The sequence below is a fragment of the Cereibacter changlensis JA139 genome, from assembly GCF_003034985.1.
GTDB lineage: Bacteria > Pseudomonadota > Alphaproteobacteria > Rhodobacterales > Rhodobacteraceae > Cereibacter > Cereibacter changlensis.
Genome location: NZ_PZKG01000053.1, coordinates 1 through 26,087 on the forward strand (window position 1 = coordinate 1; position 26,087 = coordinate 26,087).

Here is a 26,087-nt window from a genome sequence, read left to right on the forward strand (position 1 = left end):
AGCCAGGTGGCCGGCGTTCAGCTGCTGCGTCTGCGGTTGCAGCACGACAAGCACACCCAGAAAACCCAGCCCTACGCCAAGCCAGCCCCTCTGCCGCAGCCGTTCCTGCAGGAACACCGTGGATACCAGCGCCACCAGAAGCGGCGCGGTGAAGGCGAGAGCATAGGCTTCGGTCAGATCCAGACGGGAAAAGGCGTAGAAGATCAGCAGCGTGTCGGCGGCCAGCAGGGCGCCGCGCAGCAGGGCGAGCCCGGGCTGGCGCGGGCGCAGCCCGCCCCGCGCAGCCACCAGCACGAGACCGAGCGCGATGCCCGTGACCATCAGGCCGACCTGCGCCACCGGCAAGTCACGCGACAGCCATTTCACCAGCGCATCGGTCAGCGAGAATACGGCGAAGGCTCCGGCCGCCAGCAGGATAGCGCGGGTGTCACCGCGCATTGGAACGCCCGAACCGCTTTTCGATGCGGGCCTGCGCCAGCTCCAGCCCGACCGAGAGCAGCCAGTAGATCATCGATGCTGTGATCAGCATCTCGATGTGACGGAACTCCGTCTGGCCCTGGGTGCGCGCCAGATACATCAGCTCCCATACCCCCACGACAGAGACCAGCGAGCTGTCCTTCAGCATGGCGATGAACTGGTTGCCCGTCGGCGGAATGATGATCCGCATCGCCTGGGGCAGGATCACCAGCACCATGGATTGCGCCGGCGACAGGGCGAGCGCCTTGGCGCCCTCGGTCTGGCCACGCGCGATGCTCTCGATGCCGGCGCGGAAGATCTCGGTCATGTAGGCGCCATAGCAGAGCGACAGCGCCAGGATCCCCGCCGGAATCGCCCCGACAACATAGCCGACCTGCGGCAGCCCGAGATAGATGATGTAGATCTGCATGAGCAGCGGAAGGCCGCGGAACAGCGAGGTGTAGAAGCTGGCCAGCCCGTAGATCACCCCGTTCTTCGACATCTTGGCGACGGCGCCGATCAGCGCGATCACCGTCGCGATCACGATCGACAGGGCCGAGATGTAGAGCGTCGTCACCACGCCCTGACTGACCAGAAAGCCGATCTTCTTGGCGATGAAGCTGAAGGACAGGTCGAAGGACCAGAAGAACAGCATCAGAAGCGCGAAGAGCTCGAGCCAGACGCCGAGGATCTGGGCCCCGCGGGACAGGAAGCCCAGAAGCCGGATGTTGAGCATGACAAGAGCGGTCAGAACCGCCGCAGTGGCCAGACGCATCAGGGTAGGGGCAGCCTCGGCCCAGGGAGCAAGGCCGGGCAGCACGGCCCAAGCTGCCGGGTTCTGGTTGAGCAGAAAGAACACCGTGCAGAGCAGCGATGCCCCGAGCGCCAGCGTGATGCGCTGCAGCCTCGCGGTATCCTGCAAAAGATAACGGATCATCGCGCGTCCTCCGTCTGGCGTTCGCGCCACCAGTCCTCGGTCTGCAGCTTCCAGTAGGTCAGTTGCGCCGCGAGCCGGCCGACGGCGCCGCCAGCCCAGGCGAGGCCGAAGGGCGCGAAGGCGAGGATGCGGTCGGACTGGCCCAGGATGTCCTCTGCGACCAGCTTGCCGGCGATGGCGGTGGTGTTCAGCCCATGGCCGCCGAAGGCGGTCGCATGCCAGACCCCGGGGCCCATCCGTCCGACCTGCGGCATCAGGTGGCGCGCGTAGGACATCAGCCCCGACCAGGCGGTCTCGGTCCGCAAGCTCTGCAGCTCCGGGTAGACCGTGACCATTTCGCGGCGCAACTGCCGGGATATGCCTCGAACATCCGCAGCCCGCGTGGCGATCCTGCCGCCCCAGAGCAGTCGCGTGCCGCCATCGACCAGCCGGTAGTAGTCTCCCGCCCGCCGGTTGTCGCCGACCGCCTCCGCCGTGCGGATCACGGCGGAAAGCCGGTCGGGGGCCGGCTCGCTGAGCATAACGTAAGTCGCGATCGGCAGCATCGCCCGACGCAGGCGCGGCACCAGCCCATCGGTGTAGCCGCCGGTGGCGAGTACCACGTGCGCCGAGCGGACTTCTCCCCGAGGAGTCGTCACGCGCTTCTCCGCGCCGGCGAGATGAGCCTCGGTGGCAGGCGACTGTTCGAAGATCGTCCCGCCCAGAGCCTCGATCGCCGTCGCCAGCCCGCGCAGGTAATTGAGCGGGTGGATGTGAAACGCGTTGGGGTCGCGCAAAGCCTGGAAGTATCGGCGGGAGCAGAGGATCGTGCGAAGCTCCGGCGTGTCGAGATACTCCAGCCGGTAGCCGAAGTCGCGCTGCATGGCCTCGGCGCGGGCCTGCAGGCTTTCACCGCCGTCATGGCGTCTGACCGACAGGATGCCCTGACGCGGAGCAACGCCCGGCATTCCAAGGGTGGAAATGGTGCTGCGAACGTAGTCCATGCCCTCGACGGACAGCCGGAACAGGTTCTTGGCGCCCTCGCCGCCTGCCAGACGGGTGATCTGATCGTCACCGGCGGCATATCCCGGCCCGACAAAGCCGCCGTTTCGCCCCGAGGCGCCATAGCCGACCCGATGCGCCTCGATCACGGCGACCTTGACCCCGGCCCTTGCCAGTTCAAGCGCGGTCGTCAGCCCTGCAAGCCCGGCGCCGATGATCAACGTGTCGCAATCGTGCCGACCCTGCAGCGCCGGCCGCATCTTCGTCTCGGCCAAGGTCTGGCGATAGTAGCTGTCTGGATAGTCCATATGTCCCCCGTCCCGAAGGGCCGCCCGCGCCGGGGCGGGCGGCCTTCAAGGATCACTCAGCGCTGTAATCCTTGCCGTACCACTTGGTGGCAAAGCGGGCCAAAGTGCCATCGGCCTTCATCTCGGAGATGATCTCGCCGACCTTGGCGGTCCATTCGGGATCTGCCTTCTCGGCGATCACCACCAGGGGTTCGCGGAAGGCGAACTCGCCCTCCAGTATCCGGAGCGGGTAACCGTTCTTGATCGCGTTCAAGGCGGTCTGCTCCGGCGCGACCAGGGCGTCGACCCGGACGCCATCGCCCAGACGCAGATCGTCGAAGGGCAGCATGGAATCGGCGTAGGTCAGGATCTCGCCGGGTTCCAGCTTGTACTCGATGGGCGGCAGGCCGGGGGCGTCGATCTCCAGCCGACGGTTGACGAAGTCCTCCGATGTCGTGGCGGTTTCGACACCGATCTTCTTGCCGGCGAGGTCATCCACGCCCTGCGCCGCGCTGTCCTGATGCACGACGTAGACGTAGGGGCTGTAGTAGTAGATGCCCACGAAGTCGATGACCGCAGCCCGGGCCTTGGTCGGCGTCACCGATCCCACGCCGAGGTCGTAGCGACCCTGCCAGCGACCGCCGGTCAGGGTGGCCCAATCGGGCGTCTCGAAGCGCAGCTCCACCCCCAGTCTGGTGGCGATCTCGCGCGCCACATCGACGTCGAAGCCCGCCATCTGGTTGCTGTCGTCGAGGAAGGACTGGGGTGGCCAGCCGGCGTTGGTCGCGACGACCATTTCCTTGGCTGCCACGACCCGGTCAAGGGTCTCGCCTGCCATGGCTACCGTCGTGCTCAGGCCAAGGGCTGCGAGCCCCGCAAGGATCTTTCTCATTTCTTTCTCCCTGTTCGGCGCCTCTTCGGCGTCGAGTTGTCTGACGGTCTTTCCACCCGGTGCGCGCCTGCCCCGACCTGTCAGCAGAATGGCGGGCGCGTCTTCGTTGCCCCGTGCGAACGGTCATTCCGCGCGAAGCTGAAGCAGAATTTCGTACCTCCGCGACCCTTTCGGCGGTCAGCCGACAATCGCGCCGGAAGCCGGCCGGAGATCCGCCGTCTCGTCCATAGAGTATCCAAGTCAGGAAGGGTCGCGCTGGATATGACTGACATGATGCGCCCTTGGAATGATCCTGCTGGGCCGCAGCCAGATATCTGACCCGCCTCACCGCCTGCGATACCGAATAGCTCATGGTGCCGTCACAGCCCCGGGTGTCGCCGGGCGCGATCCGGGGCGGAACGGATGTGGCCGGTCGTTGTTGACCCTGCGCCGCCTCGGTGGCGGCTCAAGGAGGACAAGATGGACCATTCAGCGCATACGCCGCTCAGCGCGGCCGAACTCAACGGCGAGACGCTCGCCGGCGCCAAGATCTATGACACCGAGGACAACACCATCGGCTCGGTCTCGCATCTGCATGGCGCGGGGCCGGGCGCGCAGGTCGTGGTCGATATCGGCGGCTTCCTCGGGATCGGCGCGAAGCCGGTGGCCCTGCCGGTCGCGCAGCTCAACTTCATGCGCGACGAGGCCGGGGTGGTGCACGGGCTGTCATCCTCGACCAAGGACGAGCTGAAAGCCCTGCCGGAGCATCGCCACGGCTAATCCGGCGCCGTTCCGCGCCGGCAGACGCGGGATCGCAGGCAGCGGAAACAGGAGAACCGGCCGCCCCGCGAGGGCAGCCGCGGGCTTGCGGTCGTCTTCATCTCCCGGAGATTCCTCTCATGCCGGCGCCCCAAGGCGCGGCCGATAGCGGGAACGGACCGGCAACCGCCGGCGCGGTTTACACGAGGGACGCGAGAGTCCATGTATTATGTCCCGGAGACGAGACTGGACGGCAAGGTTAGGTGGACATGAGCACAGGCGCGCAGGATCGCATCGCGACCGGTATCGACGGGTTCGACGCCGTGCTTGGCGGTGGGCTGGTGCCCGGCTGCGCCTATATCCTGCAGGGGCCGCCCGGGGCCGGCAAAACCGTGCTCGCCAACCAGCTCTGCTTCAACCTGGCCCGCGACGGGCGCAAGACGCTCTATGTCTCGCTTCTGGCCGAGTCGCATGACCGGATGCTCGACCACATGAGCACGATGGGCTTCTTCGACAGCGAGGCCGTGCCCCGCTCCATCTATTACATGAGCGCCTATTCCACCCTGGTGGAGGAGAGGCTCGACGGCCTGTTGCGGATGATCCACCGCGAGATGCGGCAGCACAAGGCGAGCCTGCTGGTCCTCGACGGCCTGTTCGTGGCTCAAGACAGCGCCGAGGATGACAGGGAATTCAGGTCCTTCATCCACGATCTGCAAGGCGCGGCGGCGCTTACGCAATGCACGCTGCTGATCCTGACCAACCAGGACCGCCCGCCGGGGTCGCCGGAACACACCATGGTCGACGGCTGGATCGAGCTTCTGGACGAGATGCGCGGCGCCCGATCGGTGCGCAGCCTGATCCTGAAGAAGCAGCGCGGCGGCAAGCATCTGCGCGGTCGGCACCATTTCCGCATCACCGATAACGGCATCTGCATCTTCCCGCGGCTCGAGGCGGCGTTGAGCCGAGAGCCCGCGGGACACGAGACGGATCTGCGGGTCAGCTCCGGGATCGCCGGCTTCGACCGGATGATCGGCGGCGGCTACCCCAGCGGGTCATCGACCGTCGTTGCCGGTCCCTCCGGCACGGGCAAGACCACGATCGGCCTGCAATTCCTGTCGCAGGCGACGCCGGAGGAGCCGGGGCTGCTCTTCGGCTTCTACGAGACGCCGGCGCGGCTCAGGAGCAAGGCGCGAAGCATAGGCATTGACATCGACGGGCTGCTCGCCTCCGGCGCGCTGGAGATCATCTGGCAGTCGCCGGCCGAAACCCTACCCGATGAGCTGGGCCGCCAGCTGCTGCGGGCGGTCGAGCGGCGGAACGTCAAGCGGGTCTTCTTCGACGGCATCGGCGCGCTGCGCCATGCCTTCCTCTATCCCGATCGCATGCCGCTCTTCATCGGCGCCATCAACAATACTTTGCGGGCGAGTGGCACGACCGTGCTCTACTCCTTCGAGCTGCCCAGCCTGTTCATGCCGGACCAGATCATGACCGAGGAAATGTCCAGCATGATCGAGAACGTCATTCTCGCCCATTACCTGCGGCCGCGCGAGGACAGCGAACCCGGGCGGCGGCCGAGGATCATGAACCGCGAGCTCCTGGTGCTGAAGATCCGCGACAGCGAATTCGACGCCTATCCGGAGGTCTTCCATATCACCGGGGAAGGCGTGCTCTTCGGCGGCGCCGAGAGCCAGAACCTCCGTCCGGACGCTGCGGACGGCGGCGAGAGCGCATAGGATGGCAACGATACTCCTTGTCGAGGACGAATTTGTCATCGCCTTTGGCAGCAGGATGATCCTCGAGGACGAAGGTTTCGCCGTGCTCGTCGCCGCGAACGGCGAGGCGGGGCTGGCCGAGGCGCTGGCTTCCGGGCCCGACCTTATCGTGACCGACTACATGATGCCGCGGATGAACGGGCTGGAGATGATCCGCCAGCTGCGCGACCACGGCGTGCGGACGCCGATCGTGCTGGCGACCTCGATCCCCGAGCGGCAGGTGCCCAAGGACCCGCCGCCGCAATATGACGCCTATCTCGGCAAGCCCTATGGCGACGCGGGCTTGCTGGATGTGGTGCGGCGGCTGCTCGCCGCCCTTTAGCGGCCTGTCGTCCGGTCCGGACCGCGGCCGCCGGGGCGCCGGGAGCCCAAACAAAGTCCTTCCCAGAGACCCGCGTTGGTGAGAGGTTCACCGGGGCGTGATGCTACAACGGGCGGCTGCGGACCGTCGGCGCATCCGCCATTGCAAGGACCGGCGCGCCGCACGCCGAAGGGAGGAATTTCAATGAAAACCATGATTCTGTCCGGCATCTTCGCGGGAGCGCTGGCGCTTCCGGCGCTGGCCGCCGATTACACCATCATCGCGCCGGCCGCTCCCGGCGGCGGCTGGGACCAGACCGCGCGCACGATGCAGGAAGTCCTGCAGGCCGAGGGCATCTCGGACAACGTGCAGGTCCAGAACGTACCTGGCGCCGGCGGCACCGTCGGGCTCGCGCAATTCGCCTCCTCGGCGTCGGGCGACCCGAGCCAGCTGATCGTCGGCGGTTACGTGATGGTCGGCGCGATCCTGACCAACAACTCGCCCGTCAGCCTCGACGACGTGACGCCCATCGCGCGGCTGACCGGCGAATACGAGGCCATCGTCGTGCCGGCGGCCTCGCCGATCCAGACCATCACCGAGTTGGTGGAGGCGCTGAAGGCCGATCCGGGCGCAGTGTCCTGGGCGGGCGGCTCGGCCGGCGGCGCCGACCACATCGCCGTGGGCCTCTTGGCCAAGGCGGCCGGGGTCGATCCGACCAAGATCAACTACATCGCCTATTCCGGCGGCGGCGAGGCCTTGGCCGCGATCCTCGGCAACCAAGTGACCGCCGGCGTTTCCAGCCTCGGGGAGTTCCTGCCGCAGGTCCAGGCCGGCACCATGCGCCTGCTCGCCGTCAGCGCCGAGGAGCGGATCGAGGGCGTCGACGCCCCGACCCTTACCGAATCCGGCTATGACGTGGTGCTACAGAACTGGCGCATGGTCGCCGCCGCGCCGGGCCTAACCGACGAGCAGGTGAGCGCTGTCGCCGCCGACATCGAGAAGCTGAACGCCTCCGAAGGGTGGAAGACCGCGCTGGAGACCAAGGGCTGGGCCAACACCTATCTCGCCGGCGACGAGTTCGAGGCGCAGCTGGCCAAGGACAAGGAAGCCACCGAGGGCATCCTGCGGGAGATCGGGCTGGTGAAATGAGCCTGCACTTCCCGGAAAAGCCGCGCCGCCCCGACGGGGCGGCGTTCGTGATCGCGGCCGGTCTTGCCGCTCTCGGCGCGCTGCTGGTCTGGGAAGGCAATCGCCTGCCGCAACTGGGCGGCTATGCCGGCGTCGGCCCGGCCGACGTGCCCAAGCTGGTCGGCTGGTGCCTCGTGGCGCTGGCCGGCTGGACGGTTGTCGCCGCCTTCCGCGGCGCCTTCCCCGAGCGGCCGCGCCAGCAGGTGCCGCCGCTGCTCTGGATCATCGGCGGCCTCGCGGCCCAGCTGGTCCTGCTGCCGATGGCCGGCTTCTCCATCGCGACCGGCATCCTCTTCGCCTGCACCGCCCGCGGCTTCGGCAAGCGGCAGCTCTGGATCTCGCTGCCGGTGGGCCTCGCGTTCAGCCTCGCGGTCTACGGGGTCTTCGACCGCGTGCTGGAGCTGAACCTGCCGGCGGGCCTGCCGGAAACCCTGCTCTACGGGGGCTGAGATGAGTACCTTCGACTTCCTGCTGCAGGGGCTGGCCACGGCGCTCGACCCGATGATCCTGTTCTACGCGCTGATCGGCGTCACGCTCGGCACGGCGGTCGGGGTGCTGCCCGGCATCGGCCCGGCGCTGACGGTGGCCCTGCTGCTGCCGGTCACCTACGGGCTCGACCCGGCCGGCTCGCTGATCATGTTCGCCGGCATCTACTACGGCGGGATGTATGGCGGCTCCACCACCTCGATCCTGTTGAACACGCCCGGGGAAAGCGCCTCCATCGTCACGGCGCTGGAGGGCAACAAGATGGCCCGGGCTGGGCGCGGCGGGCCCGCCCTCGCCACCGCCGCCATCGGCTCCTTCGTGGCGGGCCTCCTGGCGACGCTGGCCCTGGCCTTCCTCGCGCCGCATGTGGTGAAGCTGGCGCTGGTCTTCGGCCCGCGCGAGTATTTCGCCCTGATGGTGCTGGCCTTCGTCACCGTCTCCTCCGCCTTCGGCGACAGCGCGCTGCGCGGCCTCACCTCGCTGTTCCTCGGCCTCGCGCTGGCGGTGATCGGCATCGACCAGCTGACCGGGCAGGCGCGGCTCTCCTTCGGCGTGCCGCAGCTGCTTGACGGCATCGAGGTGACGACGCTGGCCGTGGCGATGTTCGCCATCGGCGAGGCGCTGTTCGTGGCGGGGCAGGGCGCCAGCCTGCAGGACAAGGCCATCGCGGTGAAGGGCTCGGTCTGGATGACCCGTTCCGACTGGGGCCGGTCGTGGAAGAGCTGGCTGCGCGGCACGGCCATCGGCTTTCCCATCGGCGCCATGCCGGCCGGGGGCGCCGACATCGCCAGCTTCCTTTCCTATGCGGCGGAGAAGCGGGCGTCGAAACATCCCGAGGAGTTCGGCCACGGCGCCATCGAGGGCGTCGCCGGGCCGGAGGCCGCCAACAACGCCTCGGCGGCCGGCACGCTGGTGCCGCTGCTGACGCTGGGCCTGCCGACCACGGCGACCGCCGCCATCATGCTGGCGGGTTTCCAGCAGTTCGGCCTGCAGCCGGGGCCGCTGCTCTTCGCGACCAATCCGCAGCTGGTCTGGGGCCTGATCGCCAGCCTGCTCATCGCCAACATGATGCTGCTGGTGCTGAACCTGCCGCTGATCGGCCTCTGGGTCAGGCTGCTGACCATCCCTCGGCCCTGGCTCTACGCCGGCATCCTGCTCTTCGCCACGCTCGGGACCATCGGGGTGAACCCCTCGCCGGTGGAGTTGGGCATGCTGCTGATCTTCGGCATCCTCGGCTATCTGATGCGGCTGTTCGGCTATCCCATCGCGCCGATCGTGGTCGGGCTGATCCTCGGCCCGATGGCCGAGCAGCAGCTGCGCCGGGCGCTTGCGATCTCGCAGGGCGACCTGACCACGCTGGTCGACTCGCCGGTGGCGGCGAGCTTGCTCGCGCTCTCGGCGGTGGCGCTGATCGTCCCGCTGATCATGCGGATGCGCGGCAAGGGCGGCGTGCTGGCGCAGATGGCGGGGGATGAGGACTGACACTGCCGGGGGCGGCGCAAGCCGGTCCCCTTTGCGGCTGACGGCGGTTCGAGGCCATGGTCGCGAAAGCAACCTGTTTTCCCATCGTCGCCTGCGCCCGACGGCACAGTGAGCTTGAAATGCGGGGGATGATGCTGTCGATCAGCTCGAATCTATCTCTGCGACCGGTGCCCCCGCTTCCGGCCGGATGGCCAAGTTCGCGCTGCTGCGGATGAACCGGTCCGCATCGAGCGACTTCAGCGATCTCGGGCAACCGGCCCGACGCGTAGGAGTTGACCCGGCTGATGCTGCGGCAGACCCTCGAGTTGCGCGCCCTACGCACATGCCGAAGCCGGCCTGGACCGCCCTCGGCCCGTCGAGATCCCGTCCTTGGCGGCCTGCTACCCCTGAAGGCCAAGCTGCGGCGGCTCCGCTTGGTGATGGAGAAGCCTATGTTGCATCGTCCGGCGCAACGGCACGGGCAATTACAGGTTTGTCTGCAACCAAGCGGCCAGCGACCGCGAGATGCATCTGGTCGCGATTTCGGTCAGATGGCTTCTGAAACAAGCAGATATTGCGGCCCGCGGAGGGACAGACGACAGCAGACGTTACACGGTGTGCGCGAGTGACGGAAAAAGGAAACACCGGGAACGACATGGCGCAGGCGCTCTCACCTTCTGGTTGCCTTTCTCGTTGCTCTGCCTATAGCGTTCCCCCGCGGAAACCCGCCGCGGCCGTTTTCTTCATGGAGAGTTCCGTTTGACCCGCAAAGCACTCATCACCGGCATCACCGGCATCACCGGTCAGGACGGCTCCTATCTGGCCGAATTCCTTCTGGAAAAGGGCTACGAGGTGCATGGCATCAAGCGCCGTGCCTCGCTGTTCAACACCGCCCGGGTCGATCACATCTATGAGGATCCCCATACCGATCACAACCGCTTCAAGCTGCATTACGGCGACCTGACCGACAGCTCCAACCTAACGCGGATCCTGTCCGAGGTGCAGCCGGACGAGGTCTACAATCTCGGGGCGCAGAGCCATGTCGCCGTCAGCTTCGAAGCTCCGGAATATACCGCCGATGTCGATGCGATGGGGGCGCTGCGGCTGCTGGAGGCGATCCGCTTCCTGAAGCTGGAGGAAAGACCCGCTTCTACCAGGCCTCCACCTCCGAGCTCTACGGCCTTGTGCAGGAAGTGCCGCAGACCGAGACGACGCCCTTCCACCCGCGCTCGCCCTATGCCGTGGCCAAGATGTATGCCTACTGGATCACGGTTAACTACCGCGAAGCCTATGGCATGCATGCCAGCAACGGCATCCTGTTCAACCACGAGAGCCCGCGCCGCGGCGAGACCTTCGTCACCCGCAAGATCACCCGCGGCCTCGCCAATATCGCGCTGGGGCTGGAGCCCTGCCTCTACATGGGCAACATCGACTCCCTGCGCGACTGGGGCCATGCCAAGGACTATGTCCGCATGCAGTGGATGATGCTGCAGCAGGACGAGCCCGACGATTTCGTCATCGCCACCGGCGTGCAATACTCGGTGCGCGAGTTCATCTCCTGGGCGGCGGCCGATCTCGGCATCACCCTGCGTTTCGAGGGGACCGGCACGGAAGAGGTGGCGGTGGTCGAGACGGTGACCGGCGATCTCGCGCCGCAGGTCAGCCCGGGGCAGGTGGTGATGCGCATCGACCCGCGCTACTTCCGCCCGGCCGAGGTCGAGACTCTGCTGGGCAATCCGGCCAAGGCCAAGGCCCGGCTCGGCTGGGAGCCGGTGATCACCGCCCGCGAGATGTGCGCCGAGATGGTGGCCGAGGATCTGCGCTCCGCCCGCCGCCACGCGCTGCTCACCTCGCACGGGCTGAACCTGCCGGTTTCGCTGGAGGGCTGAGGCATGAAGATCTATCTGGCCGGCCATCGCGGCATGGTGGGAGGCGCGATCCTGCGCCGGTTGCAGGCGCGCGGCGACGAGGTGGTGACGCGGACCCATGCCGAACTCGATCTGACCGATCAGGCGGCGGTGCGCGGCTTCATGGCCGAGGAGAGGCCCGATGCGGTGATCCTCGCCGCGGCGAAGGTCGGCGGCATCCATGCCAACAACACATACCCCGCCGATTTCATCTACGACAACCTGCTGATCCAGACCAATGTCATCGGTCAGGCCCATGCCGCCGGGGTGCAGGATCTCCTGTTCCTCGGCTCCTCCTGCATCTATCCCCGCGAGGCCGCCCAGCCGATGTCGGAGGATGCGCTGCTGACCGGCGTGCTCGAATCCACCAACGAGCCCTATGCCGTGGCCAAAATCGCCGGCATCAAGCTCTGCGAGAGCTTCAACCGCCAGCATGGCCGCAACTACCGTTCGGTGATGCCGACGAACCTCTACGGCCCGGGCGACAACTTCCACCCGGAAAACAGCCATGTGCTGCCGGCGCTGATCCGCCGCTTCCACGAGGCCACGCAGGCCGGGGCGGAAGAGGTGGTGATCTGGGGTTCGGGCCAGCCGCGGCGCGAGTTCCTGCATGTCGACGACATGGCCGAGGCGAGCCTCTTCGTCATGGATCTCGACGCGGCCACCTACGAGGCCGAGACGAAGCCGATGCTCAGCCACATCAACGTCGGCACCGGCAGCGACGTGTCGATCGCCGAACTGGCGCAGATCGTCGCCCGCGTCACCGGCTTCCAGGGCCGGCTGGCCTTCGATGCGACCAAGCCCGACGGCACGATGCGCAAGCTGATGGATGTCGGCCGACTGGCCCGGCTCGGCTGGCGCGCCTCCACCCCGCTGGAGCAGGGCATCGCCGGAACCTATCGCTGGTATCTCGACCAGCTCGCCGGGGCAGGGGCCCTGCGCGCCTCGTGAAGCACTCCCTCCGCCGGTCGGCCAGCTTGTCCCGACCGACCGGCGGTGTTTCCTGTCCGCAGCTCCATTCAAGGTAACCGACCGATGATCACTCCCGTTCTCCTCTGCGGCGGCTCCGGCACGCGGCTCTGGCCGCTGTCGCGCAAGAGCTATCCCAAGCAATTCTCGGCGCTGATGGGGGCGCAGAGCCTGTTCCAGGCCTCGGCGCTCCGGCTCGAGGGGCCGGAGTTCGCCGCCCCCCTCGTCATCACCGGCGAGGAGTTCCGCTTCATCGTCTCCGAACAGCTCGGCGCGGCGGGCTGCGCCAGCAGCGACGTGCTGATCGAGCCCAAGGGCCGCGATACCGCCCCCGCCATCCTCGCCGCGGCGCTGCATCTGGCGGCGACCGATCCGGAGGCGATGATGCTGGTCGCGCCCTCCGACCATGTCATCCCCGATGCGGCGGCCTTCCGCGCCACCGTCGCCGCGGCGCTGCCCGCCGCCGAGGCCGGCCGGCTCGTGACCTTCGGCATCGCCCCCGACCGGGCCGAGACCGGCTATGGCTATCTCGAGCTCGACGCCGTGCCGTCGGCCGGTGCCGCGCCCTCCCCGGCGCCGCTGCGCGCCTTCGTCGAGAAGCCCGATGCCGCCCGCGCCGCCGCCATGCTGGCCGAGGGCCGCTATCTCTGGAACGCCGGGATCTTCCTCTTCAAGGTCTCGAGCATCCTCGAGGCCTTCCGCGCCCATGCGCCGGATCTGATCGCCCCGGTGCAGGCGGCGCTCGACGGGGCCAAGCGCGATCTGGGCTTCACCCGGCTCGACGCCGGCCCTTGGGCCAGGGTGCAGCCGATCTCGATCGATTACGCGGTGATGGAGAAGGCCGACAACCTCTCGGTGGTGCCCTATTCCGGCCGCTGGTCAGATCTCGGCGACTGGGCCTCGGTGTGGCGCGAGACCGCCGATGATACCGGCGTGGCGCTGTCCGGGCCGACGCTGGCCATCGACTGCACGAACACGCTCCTGCGCTCCGAGGCTGGCGGCCAGCGGGTGGTGGGCATCGGGCTCGACGACATCGTCGCCGTGGCCATGCCCGACGCGGTGCTGATCGCGCACAAGTCGCGCACCCAGGAGGTGAAGGCCGCCGTCGCCGCGCTGAAGGCCGAGGGCGCGCCGCAGGCCGAGACCTTCCCGCGCGACCACCGGCCATGGGGCTGGTTCGAGAGCCTGGTGATCGGCGAGCGCTTCCAGGTGAAGCGCATCGTGGTGCATCCCGGTGCCGCGTTGTCCCTGCAGAGCCACCACCACCGCTCGGAACACTGGATCGTGGTGCAAGGCACCGCGCGGGTGACGGTGGACGAGGAGGTGAAGCTGGTGACCGAGAACCAGTCGGTCTACATCCCGCTCGGCGCCAAGCACCGGATGGAAAACCCCGGCAAGCTGCCGATGGTGCTGATCGAGGTGCAGACCGGCAGCTATCTCGGAGAGGACGACATCCTGCGTTACGAGGATGTCTACGCCCGGAACTGAAGACAACGCTGGGAGCCGGCGGACGCATGCGCCGCCGGCTCTCTCAGGGCCCCTCGGGTCCGCGTGGGGAAAGTCTGTGGTTCAGGTCGAAGGTCTCGATCATTGGCGAGTCTGCATCGGCATGTGGTGTTGGATGAAGATCGGATGCCCAGCCGCAAAACATGGCAGCTCGGCTGGACGAGCAGGGATTGATGCTGCTGGCCCTGCCTCGGCATGATTGAATCTCCTCCGCAAGCTCATGGCCAGCCATCTTGGGTGATCGGGGATTGGCGTCAGTTATGGGCCTTCCGCTCCATGCTGCCGCCTTCGCCGTGCTCAGTCAGCCGCCTCAGTCGCCGAAATCGCCCCGCGGCAGGGTGTCGATCAGCCCGGCGCGGCGCAGGGTGAGGACGGGATAGGCCGGGTCCTGCAGGTAGCGGTCCAGCGAGAAGTCCTGCTCCAGCCGCTGCAGCTCGGCCAGATGGCTGCGGGCCGCCGCCATGTCGCCGGCATGGGCGCAGAGCGCCACCAGCTGCCGCCGGGGAGCCACGAAGCGCGGCGCGGCGCGCGAGGCCCGCGTCGCCGCCACCCGCGCCTCGTCCAGCCGGCCGGAGCTGATGCAGACCAGCGCGTGGTAGAGATCCCACAGATGGCCGAGGTCGTCGTCGGTCTCGGACTGGCGGCAGGAGAGCGACAGCTGGTAGGCGGTCTCGGTGTCGCCCACCGCGCTATGCGCCACCGCCAGCGTCTGCCGCGCGAAGAGGTTGTTGCTGTTCAACAGGATCGCCCGCTCCGCCAGCGCCGCCGGGGCCGAGAGGTCATCCTCCAGCATGATCCGCGTCAGCGCCACCAGCGAGACGGCGAAGCCGTTGTCCGCCGACTGCTGCAGCGCGTCGCCGCCAAGCTTCTGCACTTCCTCGAGGCAGGGTCGCGCATCGCCGCCGCCGCCCTCGACCAACTGCGCCATCCGGGCGAAGGCGCGCCAGGCGAGGTAGATGCCGTTGGCATCGCGCTCGTAGGCATGGGCGAACATGCCCTGCGCCCCATCGAGCCCCGCCGGATCGAAGCGGGCGAGGTTGCGCAGCCCGAGGCTGCCGAAACCGGCGGCGGCTATCTCGGGGCGCGACAGGTCGCCCACCGCCGGCACGCGGTGCAGGATGCGCAGCGCCGCGGAATGGGCGAGGCCGACGATGACGCCCTGCGAGATCGCCTCGGTGGCGCTGCCGGTCAGGGTGCGGTGCTGCGAGAACAGCACACGGCCGTCGCGGGCATGCTCGATGCGCAGGAAGACCACGCCGCGCGCCCCGTCATCGGCCACCTCGCAGCGGATTTCGAGGTCCGGCAGCGCCTGCTTCGGGTCGCGGCCGAGATTGGCGAAGCGTCGGGTCGTCAGCTGCTCCTCGAGGTTGCGGGCAACCTGGTCGGCGATGATGTGGCCGGTGATCCGCTCGGCGCTGGTGCCGCAATCGGTCATCACCGCGCGGATCGAATAGCTGGACTTCGGCAGCGGCGTCGGGGCCGCCACTGGCGGCCGCGGCTCCGCCTCCGTCTCGAAGCGGGCGCGGAAGGCGCGCATCCAGTCCTCGAAAGCCTCGTCGCGCACGTCGAGGCTTTCCAGCGGCTCGCGGTGGGTTTGCCGGAACGCGGTGCCGGGCTCGAGGTCGGTCTCGATCCGCCCGGCCTCCAGCCATACCTCCAGCCGGTTCGACCCCAAGAGGTCGGCATGTTCGCCGAGCGCTGTGCGGATCTCGATCAGCGCCTGTCGCAGGCTGCCGCTGGCCTGGGCCGGGGCGCGGTCGCTCCAGAGCTGCGATTCCAGCCAGCGCCGTCCGCGGCGCATGTCGGTCGCATCGCCCAGCAGCGCCAGCAGTCCCTTGGCTTTATTACTGCGGGGCGTGAGGTTGCCGCCGTCGGGTGACAGCAGCGAGAACGACCCGAAATACACCATGCGGAATTTCCCCGTCATCGTCATCCCCATCACCGCGCTGCAGCATAGACCGGGAAAGGCTGTTTCGCAAATTTATCGTTAATTCGTTGGGCCAACCCGCCGCGCCCCGGCGCGCGCGTTGACAGGCGCACCGCGCGGTGGCGAGTTGAAGCGAGGGATCATCCGGGGAGTTGGAGATGGCGGGACGTGCGGGACGGGCAGGGCGTGCGGGGCGGGCCGGCCGGGCAGGGCGGGCGGGGCGCGAGGGAGGCGAGGCCGACGGATCGCTCGCCGCCGCGCTGCTGACGACGCGCGAGGGCATCCTGCCCTATTGGGAGGGCCGGCCGGACCTGCTGCGCCGCCCGCCCGCCGCCAGCGAACTGTCGCGGCTGAAGCGGCTGGCGAAGATCCCGCGCGAGGTGGTCATCGACGACCGGCTGTTCCACCGCTTCCGCCCCGAGGCGAACAAGCTGGTCTGCGCCGATCTGCTGCGGAAGGACGGGCAGACCGATCTGGTGGTGCTGAAACGGCCGGGCGACGATTTCTTCGCCGGCCAGCTGCAGGCGATGAATGCCTTCGCCGACCTGCGCGACGACCGGCTCGACGAGATCATGGTGCAGCAGGAGGACATCACGTCGTTCTTCGCCTCGGTGCTGGGGCTGGAGTCGGGACGCTCGGCCTGGATCTTCGAGCTTATGGAGGCCGTGGTGCGGCTCTGCGGCTATGTCGAATTCCCGCTGAAGTACCATTTCGACGTGCCTCGGCCGGCGCATTTCTGCACCCGGACCATGCCGGTGATCGAGACCCCCGGCCATGGCAGCTGGCCCTCCGGCCACGCCACCGAGGCCTTCGCGCTGGCGACGGTGCTGGCCGGGCTGTTGCACCGGCAGGTCGATGCGCCCGGGACTTTCTCGATGCAGGTGGCGAGCGGGCCCTGCGCTTCGCCCGCCCATGTGCTGAAGCGGGTGGCGATGCGGATCGCCGACAACCGGGTGGTGGCCGGGGTGCATTATCCCTTCGACAGCGTGGCGGGGGCGGTGCTCGGCACCGCGATCGGCGAGGCGCTGGTGAATTACCTCAGCGGGGCCGAGGCGACCTCCGCCTATGTGCTGGAGGAGCCGAAGGGGCTTACGGCAGGCAATGGCGACCTGACGCTCGACACGCTGGAAGACCTGCTGGGGCTGTCCGCGGCGATCCCGGTCGCCTTTGCCGAAGCGCCTCACCAGCGGGACGCGCTGCTGAAGGCGGTCTGGGCGGAGGCCGTGACCTGCATGACCGCTTCTGCGCCCGCACCGGCTCCGGCTCCGGGGCCGACCGCCGCGCCGGGCTGAACCGGCCCGGCGTCAGGGCCGGCGGCGGATCGCGGGGTTGTCGGTGACGGTCCGCGTTCCGAGCCGGCTCGGATCGCCCGCGTCATGGGTCACCGGCAGCGCTTGCAGCATATGCCGAGTGTAGGTGGCCGCCGCGGCGCTGGTGCCGCTGAGCCGCAGGGTGCCCGCGGCGAAGGTTCCGGCGCCGAGCACGCCCGAGGGCGACCGCGTCGTCTCGCTGACCGCGCCGGCCCGGGGACCCAGCCCCGACCAGTCGGCCCCCTCGGCGCTGTACTCCGCCGCCGAAACCCTGCCGGGCCGCATCAGCGCCCCTCCGATCGCATGGACCCGCGGCGGCGGAACGGTGCCCCAGGCCGAGTTGGTGCCGGCATGGGTCAGCGGCCCCTCCGGCGTAAGCGCGGTGAAGCACCGTGAACTGGGTTGCCAGCCATGCGCGCTTTCCGCGTCCAGCCGGGCCTGCCGCGCGCCGGTGCGGCGCGGGAAGGGCGAGTCGTCGCGCTGCACCTGCACCACCACATCCATCGAAGCAGCCGAGAGGTTCTCGAGGCCGAGGATCCAGCGGCCGCTCTGGCAGAGCGGGTCGCCGTCGAACACCCGGACTGTCGGGGCGAAGGCCACCGTCTTCACCGCGCGCCGGGCTGGACCCTCCGCCGGGGTCTCCGCGGGCCGGTGATATAGCGCCGCCATCGCGCGCCCGTTCCGGCCCGGCAGCAGCGCGGGCGGGCCGGGCGGCAGGCAGCCGCCGAAGCTCTGCCCGTCCGGGGCGGTCAGCGTCACCCCGAGCTGGCCGAGGTCGGAGGTCGCCGACCCGCGCGTGAGCCGCACCTCGAGATAGCTCGGCGTCAGGTCGTCCGGCTGGATCAGCACCCCGAGCTCCGCCTGCTCGCCGGGCCCCAGCGGCTGGCGCGCCACCAGCCGGTCTTCGCGGGCGTTGCCATAGGCCAGCACCAGATCCACCCGGCGGTCACAGCCGAGGCTGCGCACCCGGTCCATCTCGCGCCGCAGCTGCCGCTCCATGAAAGAGGTGCCGTCCTTCGGCCCGGCGACAACGCCGAGGCTGAGGTTCACCACCAGCCGCTCGCAGCGGTCGAGCACCAGCGAATGGTAGATCAGCCAGCGGAAGCCTTGCACCACATAGGGTTGCAGCATCCGCCCCGAGGTGTCGTCGAAAGCCTGCGGCGGCAGTTGCACCGCATAGATCGGCGCCGCCGCCATCTCGGGCTCCGACCGCGGGTCCGCCCCCGCCGCGAGGTCCAGCATCAGCGTGCCATGGCTTCCGGCGCGGGTCATCGCGTGCCGCGTCCCGGGGGCATAGATCCGCGCCGCCCGCGCGGCGTAGAGCTCCTGCTCCGATCGGGTGGCGAGCTGGGCCAGCTCGTGGTCCACGTCGCGGGCGAAGAGGATCTCGTCCGAGCCGGTGAGGGTCTGGAACCAGGCGGCGCGGAACCGGCTGCCGCCGCAGGCCCGGCGGAAGCGCGGGTGCAGGATGGCGATGCCGTCATCAATGATGCCGATCGCCTGGCGCGGGTTGCAGGGCTGCTGCCGCAGCCCCGGCGCGGGTCGGGTGTCGGCGGTCCGGGTGACCGGCACGCCGACCGTCAGCACCTCGAACATCGCCTCGAAGGCCTGCGCCCCCGGGCGCGGCCCGGCGCGGCGGTAGAGGAAGGCCTCCACAGGCTGGTCCCTCTGCCGAAGCGCGACGTTGTATTCGAGGTCGAAGGGGTCGAAGGAGTACTCCTCCGCGCGGCGGGCGGCGTCGAAGAAGGTGTCGGGCTCCATCCCGGCCTCGCGGGCCCGCACGAAGACCGGCTCCCACAGCGGGGCCTCCGCCCCCGCCGCCACGCCCCGCGCCTGCATCCTGCCGGAACCACAAGCCGAGGCTCTCTCGCCCGCGCCGTTCAGCCTCTCGGCCCAGTCGATATACGCGTTAGGGCCGAAGCCCTCCTGCGGGTCCGGGGCCCCGTCGGAACCCTGCGCTGCGTCATCGGTCTGCACGGCGTCCCTCCCATTTTCCTCAGGATCGCCACCGGGACAGGCAGCCGTCAATGCCTCCGGCTGCGGCGCGGGCGGGTTTGACTGTGATTTGACGGCCAGAAAGGGACTCACGGGGGAGACCGGAGGTCTGGTCCGGATCCGGCGCTGAAGCGGCGTCGGAGGCCCCGGATCCGGGACCGGGAGCCGGCAAAACCGGGCAAATCCGTCCGGCGGTTGAACTTCTGGGCCATCCCGGCTATAAGGCGGGCATCATAGATCAAGGCCAGAGGCGCTCGCACGGTCCGGGATGGACCGCGCCAGCGGGAGTCTGGCCAAAGGTGGCTCGCGTCGCGGCCTGCCCGACCTCATAGCAGGACGGGCAGTCAGCGGCGCTTTGAGGAGGCTCATGCAGGCGAAACTATCCGTCAGAAACGTCTACAAGATTTTCGGTGACACTCCTGCCGCGGCGCTGGAGCGCCTGCGGCAGGGCGAGAGCAAGGCGGCCATTCTCGAGGCGAGCGGCGCGACCGTCGGGGTGCAGGACGCCAGCTTCGAGGTCGGCGAGGGCGAGATCTTCGTGGTGATGGGGCTGTCCGGCTCCGGCAAGTCGACGCTGGTGCGCATGCTGAACGGGCTGATCCCGCCGAGCTCGGGCGAGATCCTGATCGACGGCGAGGATATCGCCTCCTGCTCGCCGCAGACCCTGCGCCGCATCCGCCGCGAGAAGGTGGCGATGATCTTCCAGCACTTCGCGCTGTTCCCGCACTGGACCGTGGTCGGCAATGTCGCCTACGGGCTGAAGGTGAAGGGCATGGGCGCCGCTGAGCGGCGCGCGCGGGCGATGGAGACGCTGGAGCAGGTCGGGCTTGCGCCCTGGGCCGACAGCCTGCCGTCGGACCTTTCGGGCGGGATGCAGCAGCGCGTTGGCCTCGCCCGCGGGCTGGCCACCGGGCCGCAGATCCTGCTGATGGACGAACCCTTCGGCGCGCTGGACCCGCTGATCCGCCGGCAGATGCAGGAGGAGCTGTTGATCCTGCAGAAGACGCTGAAGAAGACCATCGTCTTCATCACCCATGATCTGAACGAGGCGCTGCTGCTGGGCGACCGGATCGCGATCATGAAGGATGGCCAGCTGGTGCAGACCGGCACGGCGCAGGAGATCGTCACCGCGCCGGCCGATGACTATGTCGCGGCCTTCGTCGCCGACATCGACCGGGGTAGGGTGTTCACCGCCGAAGACATCTCGGGTCCGCCGACCGCGGTGCAGCTCCACAGCGACACGCCGGATCAGGCGCGGCGGCTGATGGAGGATGCCGACAGCCATGCGCTGCATGTGGTCGACGGCGAGCGGCTGGTCGGGCTGGTCACCTACAAGGACCTGACCGCGCAGAGCCCGGACGCCATGGGGCGGCCCGGCACGCTGCGCCAGGCGCTGATCACCGATTTCGCCACGACGGACGGCAATGCGCCGCTGCACACGCTTTATACCGACGCCGGATCGGGCCTGCCGATCGCGGTGACCGACGGTCGCAAGCGGCTGGTCGGCGTGGTGCAGCCGCGCGACGTACTGGCGCAGCTGTCGACCGAGACCCAGGCCCCAACCACGGAGGCGACCGATGCTCAGCCCCGCTGATCTTGCCACCCTGCCGTTCGACGACTGGGTGAACGCCTTCGTGCGCGGCTGGCTGGTGCCGAACTTCCGCCCCGCCTTCCGCGCCGCTCAGGTGCCGGTCACGCTGGTGCTGAACAACCTGAACGCCTTCCTGCTCTTCGTGCCGATGCTGCTGACCACCGCCGCTTTTGCCGCGGTGGCCTGGCGGGTGGTCGGGTCGGGCATGGCGATCTTCACGCTGGTGGGATTCGCCTTCATCGACATGATCGGGCTCTGGCCCGAGACGATGACCACGCTGGCAATGATCCTGACCTCGGTGATCTTCTGCGCCGTCATCGGCATCCCGCTCGGGATCCTCTCGGCGCGCAGCGACCGGATGTGGAAGGTCATGCGGCCGGTGCTCGACATCATGCAGACGATCCCGTCCTTCGTCTATCTGGTGCCGATCGTGATGCTGTTCGGCGTCGGCATGGCGCCGGGCATCATCGCCACCATCATCTTCGCCCTGCCGCCGATCGTGCGGCTGACCAATCTCGGCATCCGCAACGTGCGCAGCGACCTGATCGAGGCGGCGCATGCCTTCGGGTCGACCGGCTGGCAGATGCTGTGGGACGTGCAGATCCCGCTGGCGCTGCGCACCATCATGGCAGGTCTGAACCAGACGCTGATGCTTGCCCTGTCCATGGTGGTCATCACCGCGCTGATCGGCGCGGGCGGGCTCGGGCTGGTGGTGAACACCGGGCTTGGCCGGCTCGATGTCGGAGGTGCCACGGCGGGCGGGGTGGGGATCGTGATCCTCGCCATCGTGCTCGACCGCATCACCCAGGGGCTGGCCGAGAAGGCGAAGGTCGGGCGGGTCTCGCTTGGCCGCAGCCTGCTGGGGCTGCTCCGGTTCCAGGGTTCCGGCGGCTCCGGCTCCGGCGCCCAAATCAAGAAGGCGGGCTGAACCGCCCTTCGCAGGGCCGGCATCCGGCTGGCCCTCCTCTCTGAAAGCAAAACGGAAGGAGACCGCAACGCATGTTCCGTCTCACGAAATCGCTTACCTCCGCCGGCGTTATCGCCCTGCTGGCCACCGCCACCGCGCCCGTCGCGCTTGCCCAGGACGCGCCCGGCGAGGGCGTGTCGGTCGTGATGGCCCAGCCCACCTGGGACACCGGCTGGTTCCACACCGAGATCTACAAGCAGCTGCTTGAAGAGCTCGGCTATTCGCTGGGCGACACCATGACGCTCGACAACCCGGCCTTCTACCAGTCCGTGGCCTACGGCGACGTGACGCTCTGGGTTGATGGCTGGTTCCCGCTGCATGACACCTACCGCGAGGCCTTCGAGTCCGGGGCCGAAACCGTCGGCGCCGTCGCCAAGGGCGGCGCGCTGGAGGGCTACCTCGTCGACAAGGCCTCGGCCGAGAAGTTCAACATCACCTCGCTCGACGACTTCAAGCGCGAGGAGGTGCAGGAGGCCTTCGACCGCGATGGCGACGGCAAGGCCGACATGGTCGCCTGCCCGCCGGGCTGGGGCTGCGAGATCAACATCGAGCATCATCTCGACGCCTACGAGCTGCGTGACCACATCAACCCGATCAAGGCGGGCTACTCGGCCTCGATGGCCGATGCGGTCGCGGCCTACGGGTCGGGCGAGCCGATCCTGTTCTACACCTGGACGCCGAACTGGACCGTGAACGAGCTGGTGCCGGGCGAGGATGTCGTCTGGATCGAGGTGCCCGAGGTCGACCTGCCGGGCGACATGATGGAGCTGGCCGACGCCGCCACCCGCGAGGGCGTCACCGGCTGCGTCAACGATCCCTGCAAGCTGGGCTTCCCGGCCAATGACATTGTGCCGGTCGCCAACAGCGACTTCCTCGAGGCCAACCCGGCTGTCCGCAGCCTGCTGACCGAGGTCGAGGTGCCGCTGGCCGACATCTTCGCGCAGAACGCCGCGATGAACGCCGGCGACGCCGACATCGAGGCGCAGGCCAAGGCCTGGATCGCCGAGCACCGCACCGAGGTGGACGGCTGGCTGGACGCCGCGCGCGCCGCGGCGCAGTGATGAAACGGGGAGGCCGGGCGCGCGCCCGGCCTTCCAACCCAAAGACCGGCCGCGCGGCGGTTTTTCTTTACCGGAAGACTTGGCAGCGGCGAGCGGAGCACTCTTTACACATCCATGCCCAGTCTATTCCGAGCCTTCGCGGCCCCGCTGTTGCTTTGCCTCCTGGTCCTGCTTGCCCCGCTGGGGCTCGCCGCTCCGGCGCAGGCCCAGATCCCCGGCCTCGGGGGCCAGAGCGCCGCGCCGGCAGAGACCGAGCCCTCGGCCGCCGCCTCGCTGCTGGACCTTCTGCGCGACGATAGCGCGCGGGCCGCGCTGATCGCGGAACTGGAACGCGCCGCCACCGGCGTCGCCCAAGAGGTCGAACCGCCACCGCCCTCGACCGAGCTCCTCTCTTTCGGCCGCAGCGCCGCGCTGTTCACCCAAGGCATCGCCGAATCCGCCGCCGAGAACGTGCAGGCCTTCTGGCAGGCGCTGAAGGCCGCGCCGGCGCTGTTCGACGATCTGGCGGGGCTCGACCTCGGCATGCTGGGCGGGGCGCTGACCGAGCTTCTGCTGCTGATCGTCTCGACCGCAACGATCTTCCTGATCCTGCGTCGCTTCGCCATTCCCACCTATCGCCGCATGGGCGACCGAGCCCGCGCCGCGACACTGACCGGGCGGGTTCTGCTCTATATCGGCGCCCTGGCGATCGACATCCTGATCGTCATCGGCGCCTGGGCCATCGGCTATGTGGTCGCCATCGCGGTGATCGGCAATTCCGGGCAGATCGGCATCCGCCAAACGCTCTATCTCAACGCCTTCCTCGCGGTCGAGCTGTTGCGCACCGCGATGCGCTTCGTGCTCTCGCCCTCGACCCGCGACCTGCGCATCGTCGCGCTGGACGACAGGGCGGCGCGTTACATCTCGGCGGCTGCGAGCTTCAGCATCGCGCTCCTGGGCTACGGCCAACTGCTGATCGTGCCGATCGTCGACGAGGCCGCTTCCGAGGCCGCCGGCCGCGGCGTCTCGGCGCTGATCTCGATCATCGGCGTGCTGTTCCTCGCTGCGCTGGTGCTGTTGAACCGCAAGCCGGTCGCCGACTGGCTGCTGCACGAGACCCAGCCGGTCGCGCCGACCCTGCCGGTGACCGAGGAAGCCGAAGCGCCTGTTGCCAGCACCGCGCAGGAGATCGACCCAAACCTCGCCGCCGACATCGCCGCCGGCACGGCCGAGCCGCCGGCCCCGCCCGAGGCGGAGCCTGTCGCAGTAGAGGCCGCCCCGCAATGGGAGGAGCGCAAGCATGTCGCCCGCCGCTCGCCGGCGCTGGTGGCGATGGCGCAGGCCTGGCACTGGGTGGCGCTGGCCTATCTGGCGGTGCTCTTGATGCTGTCGCTGGTCAGCCCGGGCGGCGACGCGATGGGGCCGATCTTCGCCTCGCTGCGCATCGCCGCGGTATTCATCGTCGGCTTCATGCTGTCGGGCGCGCTGGCCCGGGCCATCGCCCGCGGCGTGCGGCTGCCGGCCTCGACCAGCGCCCGGCTGCCGCTGCTGGAGCGCCGGCTGAACCGCTTCGTGCCGCAGGTGCTGCTGGTGCTCAGGCTGATGATCGCCGTGACGGTGGTGCTCTTCGCTCTGCACACGATCGGCATCGTCGATGTCGGCAGTTGGCTGCAAAGCCAGCTGGGCCGCAACCTCCTTGGCACGCTGATCGCGGTGGCGGCGATCCTTGGCGTCGCCTTCGCGATCTGGATCGCGCTGACCTCCTGGATCGACTACCGGCTGAACCCAGCCTTCGGCCATGTCGCCACCTCGCGTGAGCAGACGCTGCTGTCGCTCCTGCGCAACGCGGCGACCATCGCGCTGATCGTGGTTACGCTGATGTTCTGCCTGGCCGAGATCGGCCTGAACATCGGCCCGCTGCTCGCCTCGGCCGGGGTGCTGGGCCTCGCGATCGGTTTCGGCGCGCAGAAGATGGTTCAGGACATCATCACCGGCATCTTCATCCAGTTCGAGAACGCGATCAACGTGGGCGACGTCGTCACCGTCGCCGGCACCTCGGGCGTGGTGGAGCGGCTGACGGTGCGCTCGGTCAGCCTGCGCGATGTGGAGGGGATCTTCCACATCATCCCGTTCTCCTCGGTCGACATGGTGTCGAACTTCATGCGCGATTTCTCGTTCTATCTCTGCGACATGGGCGTGGCCTATCGCGAGAACATCGGCGAGGTGAAGGCGGCGATGTTCGACGCCTTCGACGAGCTGCGCCGCGACAAGGAGCACGCGCCCTACCTGCTGGCCGACCTGGAATGGCTGGGGCTGAACGCCTTCGGCGACAGCGCCATCATCTTGCGCGCCCGGATCAAGACCGCGCCGGGCAAGCAATGGGGGGCAGGGCGGGCCTACAACGAGATCCTCAAGCGCATCTTCGACGAGCGCAACATCGAGATCCCGTTCCCGCACCAGACGATCTACTTCGGCGAGGCGAAGGACGGCAGCACCCAGGCGCTGCGCGTGGACCGGCCGGCGGAGGCCTGAAAGGCGAGCGGGGCCCCAAGGGGCCCCGCGCGTTCCGTCGGTTAGGATGTGAGGCTGTTCAGTCGGAAAGCGCCGCGAGCAGGCTCGTCAGCTCCGGGTTGCCGGGCATCTGCTCCAGCATGCGGGAGATAACTGCCGAGGCAGCATCGCGCTGGTCCTCTGTCATCGGCGGCAGGCCGCTCGCCTCGACGGACTGCACCAGCGTCACGAGATAGGTCGCGACGGCAGCCTGTGCTTCGGGCGTTCCGGGAGCCGCAGCTGCGATCGCCTGCGCCAGCTGCGGAGAGGGTGCGGTCTCGGCAATCGCGGTGGTCAGGGCAGTGACATCCACCTGGGTGGTCTCCGGCACTACGATGCCTTCGCCGGGATCGTTGGCCGGGTCGACGACGGTGGTTCCGGCAAGAGCGGCCCCGGGGCCGAGCAGGAAAGCGAGGCCGGCTGCTGCGATGCGGTTCTGTGCGATGTTCAGCATGGCTTATCCTTTCAGTAGAGACCGGTCAGCGCGAAGCCGACCGTGAGGGAAATCCGGCGGTCATCCTCGTCGTCGAAGGGATCAGAGAGCGTGGCCGAGAAGGTGGGCTTGCCGGGCAGATCCGTCCGCAGCCCGAAGCCAGTGTGCAGCTGGTCGCCGTCGTGCGACAGGCTGACGCTCAGATTTTGTGTCAGGCCAACGCCGATGCCGCCGAACACGCCCGGATCCTCGTCGTCAGTGACATGCGTGCCAACCCCGGCGGTGAGCATGACGGGGTAGCTCTCGCCATTGGCGAAAGGCCCCATCCGGACCACCTTGGTGCCGATGAGCCTGCCCGTGACCGGCTCGTCCTTGGAGTCTCCCCAAGGCGCC

The 26,087-nt window shown here is 68.6% G+C and carries 20 protein-coding genes and 2 pseudogenes; 14 read left to right on the forward strand and 8 right to left on the reverse strand.

Features of this window, described 5'->3' with window-relative positions; genetic code table 11:
* The 4 genes from C5F48_RS12600 to C5F48_RS12615 all read right to left on the reverse strand — a co-directional run.
* Positions 1–438 (reverse strand): EamA family transporter (locus C5F48_RS12600; protein WP_146170588.1); only part of this gene is annotated, 438 nt, incomplete at its 3' end.
* Positions 428–1,393: an amino acid ABC transporter permease gene (locus tag C5F48_RS12605; RefSeq protein WP_107664263.1), complete on the reverse strand. Its 966-nt coding sequence runs from the start codon at positions 1,391–1,393 to the stop codon at positions 428–430. The genes C5F48_RS12605 and C5F48_RS12600, both read right to left, overlap by 11 nt.
* On the reverse strand, positions 1,390–2,682 hold the full coding sequence (locus tag C5F48_RS12610; protein WP_107664264.1) for an NAD(P)/FAD-dependent oxidoreductase: 1,293 nt from the start codon (positions 2,680–2,682) through the stop codon (positions 1,390–1,392). The genes C5F48_RS12605 and C5F48_RS12610 overlap by 4 nt, the downstream gene beginning before the upstream one ends.
* Positions 2,683–2,734: 52 nt before the next feature.
* The gene (locus C5F48_RS12615) at positions 2,735–3,553 is read right to left on the reverse strand and encodes a transporter substrate-binding domain-containing protein (RefSeq protein WP_107664265.1); all 819 of its coding nucleotides are present in this window, start codon (positions 3,551–3,553) and stop codon (positions 2,735–2,737) included.
* Between the two features lie 459 nt (positions 3,554–4,012).
* Between C5F48_RS12615 and C5F48_RS12620 the strand changes: the two genes are divergently transcribed.
* From C5F48_RS12620 to C5F48_RS12660, 9 genes and pseudogenes are all read left to right on the forward strand, one after another.
* A complete protein-coding gene (locus tag C5F48_RS12620) occupies positions 4,013–4,312 on the forward strand; it encodes a PRC-barrel domain-containing protein (protein WP_107664266.1) in 300 nt (99 codons plus the stop codon).
* A gap of 248 nt (positions 4,313–4,560) precedes the next feature.
* Complete coding sequence (locus tag C5F48_RS12625) at positions 4,561–6,024, forward strand: RAD55 family ATPase (protein ID WP_107664267.1); 1,464 nt, start codon at positions 4,561–4,563, stop codon at positions 6,022–6,024.
* A 1-nt stretch (position 6,025) separates the two neighbouring features.
* Entirely contained in the window at positions 6,026–6,385 is a 360-nt protein-coding gene (locus tag C5F48_RS12630; protein ID WP_107664268.1) for a response regulator transcription factor, read from the forward strand.
* Between the two features lie 183 nt (positions 6,386–6,568).
* Positions 6,569–7,513 (forward strand): Bug family tripartite tricarboxylate transporter substrate binding protein, encoded by a 945-nt coding sequence (locus tag C5F48_RS12635; RefSeq protein ID WP_107664269.1) that lies wholly within the window; start codon positions 6,569–6,571, stop codon positions 7,511–7,513.
* A complete protein-coding gene (locus tag C5F48_RS12640) occupies positions 7,510–8,001 on the forward strand; it encodes a tripartite tricarboxylate transporter TctB family protein (RefSeq protein WP_107664270.1) in 492 nt (163 codons plus the stop codon). Before C5F48_RS12635 ends, C5F48_RS12640 begins: the two co-directional genes overlap by 4 nt.
* A gap of 1 nt (position 8,002) precedes the next feature.
* Entirely contained in the window at positions 8,003–9,520 is a 1,518-nt protein-coding gene (locus C5F48_RS12645; RefSeq protein WP_107664271.1) for a tripartite tricarboxylate transporter permease, read from the forward strand.
* A gap of 738 nt (positions 9,521–10,258) precedes the next feature.
* Positions 10,259–11,388, forward strand: a pseudogene (gmd, locus tag C5F48_RS12650) (GDP-mannose 4,6-dehydratase).
* 3 nt (positions 11,389–11,391) lie between these two features.
* Positions 11,392–12,357 carry a GDP-L-fucose synthase gene (fcl, locus tag C5F48_RS12655; protein ID WP_107664272.1) on the forward strand — a complete coding sequence of 322 codons (966 nt, stop codon included), beginning with the start codon at positions 11,392–11,394 and terminating at the stop codon, positions 12,355–12,357.
* Between the two features lie 84 nt (positions 12,358–12,441).
* Positions 12,442–13,863 (forward strand): mannose-1-phosphate guanylyltransferase/mannose-6-phosphate isomerase, encoded by a 1,422-nt coding sequence (locus C5F48_RS12660; protein WP_107664273.1) that lies wholly within the window; start codon positions 12,442–12,444, stop codon positions 13,861–13,863.
* Positions 13,864–14,191: 328 nt separating this feature from the next.
* On the opposite strand, the gene C5F48_RS12665 is transcribed toward C5F48_RS12660, so the two are convergent.
* On the reverse strand, positions 14,192–15,808 hold the full coding sequence (locus tag C5F48_RS12665) for an AfsR/SARP family transcriptional regulator (RefSeq protein ID WP_146170589.1): 1,617 nt from the start codon (positions 15,806–15,808) through the stop codon (positions 14,192–14,194).
* A gap of 158 nt (positions 15,809–15,966) precedes the next feature.
* Between C5F48_RS12665 and C5F48_RS12670 the strand changes: the two genes are divergently transcribed.
* Positions 15,967–17,100: a phosphatase PAP2 family protein gene (locus C5F48_RS12670; RefSeq protein WP_107664275.1), complete on the forward strand. Its 1,134-nt coding sequence runs from the start codon at positions 15,967–15,969 to the stop codon at positions 17,098–17,100.
* 12 nt (positions 17,101–17,112) lie between these two features.
* Here the strand turns inward: C5F48_RS12670 and C5F48_RS12675 are convergent, their stop codons facing one another.
* Positions 17,113–19,095 (reverse strand): S8 family serine peptidase, encoded by a 1,983-nt coding sequence (locus tag C5F48_RS12675; RefSeq protein ID WP_146170592.1) that lies wholly within the window; start codon positions 19,093–19,095, stop codon positions 17,113–17,115.
* Between the two features lie 385 nt (positions 19,096–19,480).
* Here C5F48_RS12675 and C5F48_RS12680 point away from each other — a divergent pair, with 385 nt between their 5' ends.
* From C5F48_RS12680 to C5F48_RS12695, 4 genes are all read left to right on the forward strand, one after another.
* Positions 19,481–20,707 carry a quaternary amine ABC transporter ATP-binding protein gene (locus tag C5F48_RS12680; RefSeq protein WP_107664277.1) on the forward strand — a complete coding sequence of 409 codons (1,227 nt, stop codon included), beginning with the start codon at positions 19,481–19,483 and terminating at the stop codon, positions 20,705–20,707.
* Entirely contained in the window at positions 20,691–21,632 is a 942-nt protein-coding gene (locus C5F48_RS12685; RefSeq protein WP_107664278.1) for an ABC transporter permease, read from the forward strand. Before C5F48_RS12680 ends, C5F48_RS12685 begins: the two co-directional genes overlap by 17 nt.
* A 71-nt stretch (positions 21,633–21,703) precedes the next feature.
* The gene (gene proX, locus C5F48_RS12690; RefSeq protein WP_107664279.1) at positions 21,704–22,732 is read left to right on the forward strand and encodes a glycine betaine/L-proline ABC transporter substrate-binding protein ProX; all 1,029 of its coding nucleotides are present in this window, start codon (positions 21,704–21,706) and stop codon (positions 22,730–22,732) included.
* A 114-nt stretch (positions 22,733–22,846) separates the two neighbouring features.
* Complete coding sequence (locus tag C5F48_RS12695; RefSeq protein ID WP_107664280.1) at positions 22,847–25,243, forward strand: mechanosensitive ion channel domain-containing protein; 2,397 nt, start codon at positions 22,847–22,849, stop codon at positions 25,241–25,243.
* Positions 25,244–25,301: 58 nt separating this feature from the next.
* Here the strand turns inward: C5F48_RS12695 and C5F48_RS12700 are convergent, their stop codons facing one another.
* Both C5F48_RS12700 and C5F48_RS25175 read right to left on the reverse strand, forming a co-directional pair.
* A complete protein-coding gene (locus C5F48_RS12700) occupies positions 25,302–25,715 on the reverse strand; it encodes a hypothetical protein (RefSeq protein ID WP_107664281.1) in 414 nt (137 codons plus the stop codon).
* An 11-nt stretch (positions 25,716–25,726) separates the two neighbouring features.
* Positions 25,727–26,087 (reverse strand): annotated as a pseudogene (locus tag C5F48_RS25175) (hypothetical protein); the annotation flags it as partial.

Bases quoted from the DNA above. Each gene is read 5' to 3' on its own strand.
- C5F48_RS12605 (WP_107664263.1), bottom strand. From the start codon at position 1,393: ATGATCCGTTATCTTTTGCAGGATACCGCGAGGCTGCAGCGCATCACG.
- C5F48_RS12610 (WP_107664264.1), bottom strand. From the start codon at position 2,682: ATGGACTATCCAGACAGCTACTATCGCCAGACCTTGGCCGAGACGAAG.
- C5F48_RS12615 (WP_107664265.1), bottom strand. From the start codon at position 3,553: ATGAGAAAGATCCTTGCGGGGCTCGCAGCCCTTGGCCTGAGCACGACG.
- C5F48_RS12620 (WP_107664266.1), top strand. From the start codon at position 4,013: ATGGACCATTCAGCGCATACGCCGCTCAGCGCGGCCGAACTCAACGGC.
- C5F48_RS12625 (WP_107664267.1), top strand. From the start codon at position 4,561: ATGAGCACAGGCGCGCAGGATCGCATCGCGACCGGTATCGACGGGTTC.
- C5F48_RS12630 (WP_107664268.1), top strand. From the start codon at position 6,026: ATGGCAACGATACTCCTTGTCGAGGACGAATTTGTCATCGCCTTTGGC.
- C5F48_RS12635 (WP_107664269.1), top strand. From the start codon at position 6,569: ATGAAAACCATGATTCTGTCCGGCATCTTCGCGGGAGCGCTGGCGCTT.
- C5F48_RS12640 (WP_107664270.1), top strand. From the start codon at position 7,510: ATGAGCCTGCACTTCCCGGAAAAGCCGCGCCGCCCCGACGGGGCGGCG.
- C5F48_RS12645 (WP_107664271.1), top strand. From the start codon at position 8,003: ATGAGTACCTTCGACTTCCTGCTGCAGGGGCTGGCCACGGCGCTCGAC.
- fcl (WP_107664272.1), top strand. From the start codon at position 11,392: ATGAAGATCTATCTGGCCGGCCATCGCGGCATGGTGGGAGGCGCGATC.
- C5F48_RS12660 (WP_107664273.1), top strand. From the start codon at position 12,442: ATGATCACTCCCGTTCTCCTCTGCGGCGGCTCCGGCACGCGGCTCTGG.
- C5F48_RS12665 (WP_146170589.1), bottom strand. From the start codon at position 15,808: ATGACGGGGAAATTCCGCATGGTGTATTTCGGGTCGTTCTCGCTGCTG.
- C5F48_RS12670 (WP_107664275.1), top strand. From the start codon at position 15,967: ATGGCGGGACGTGCGGGACGGGCAGGGCGTGCGGGGCGGGCCGGCCGG.
- C5F48_RS12680 (WP_107664277.1), top strand. From the start codon at position 19,481: ATGCAGGCGAAACTATCCGTCAGAAACGTCTACAAGATTTTCGGTGAC.
- C5F48_RS12685 (WP_107664278.1), top strand. From the start codon at position 20,691: ATGCTCAGCCCCGCTGATCTTGCCACCCTGCCGTTCGACGACTGGGTG.
- proX (WP_107664279.1), top strand. From the start codon at position 21,704: ATGTTCCGTCTCACGAAATCGCTTACCTCCGCCGGCGTTATCGCCCTG.
- C5F48_RS12695 (WP_107664280.1), top strand. From the start codon at position 22,847: ATGCCCAGTCTATTCCGAGCCTTCGCGGCCCCGCTGTTGCTTTGCCTC.
- C5F48_RS12700 (WP_107664281.1), bottom strand. From the start codon at position 25,715: ATGCTGAACATCGCACAGAACCGCATCGCAGCAGCCGGCCTCGCTTTC.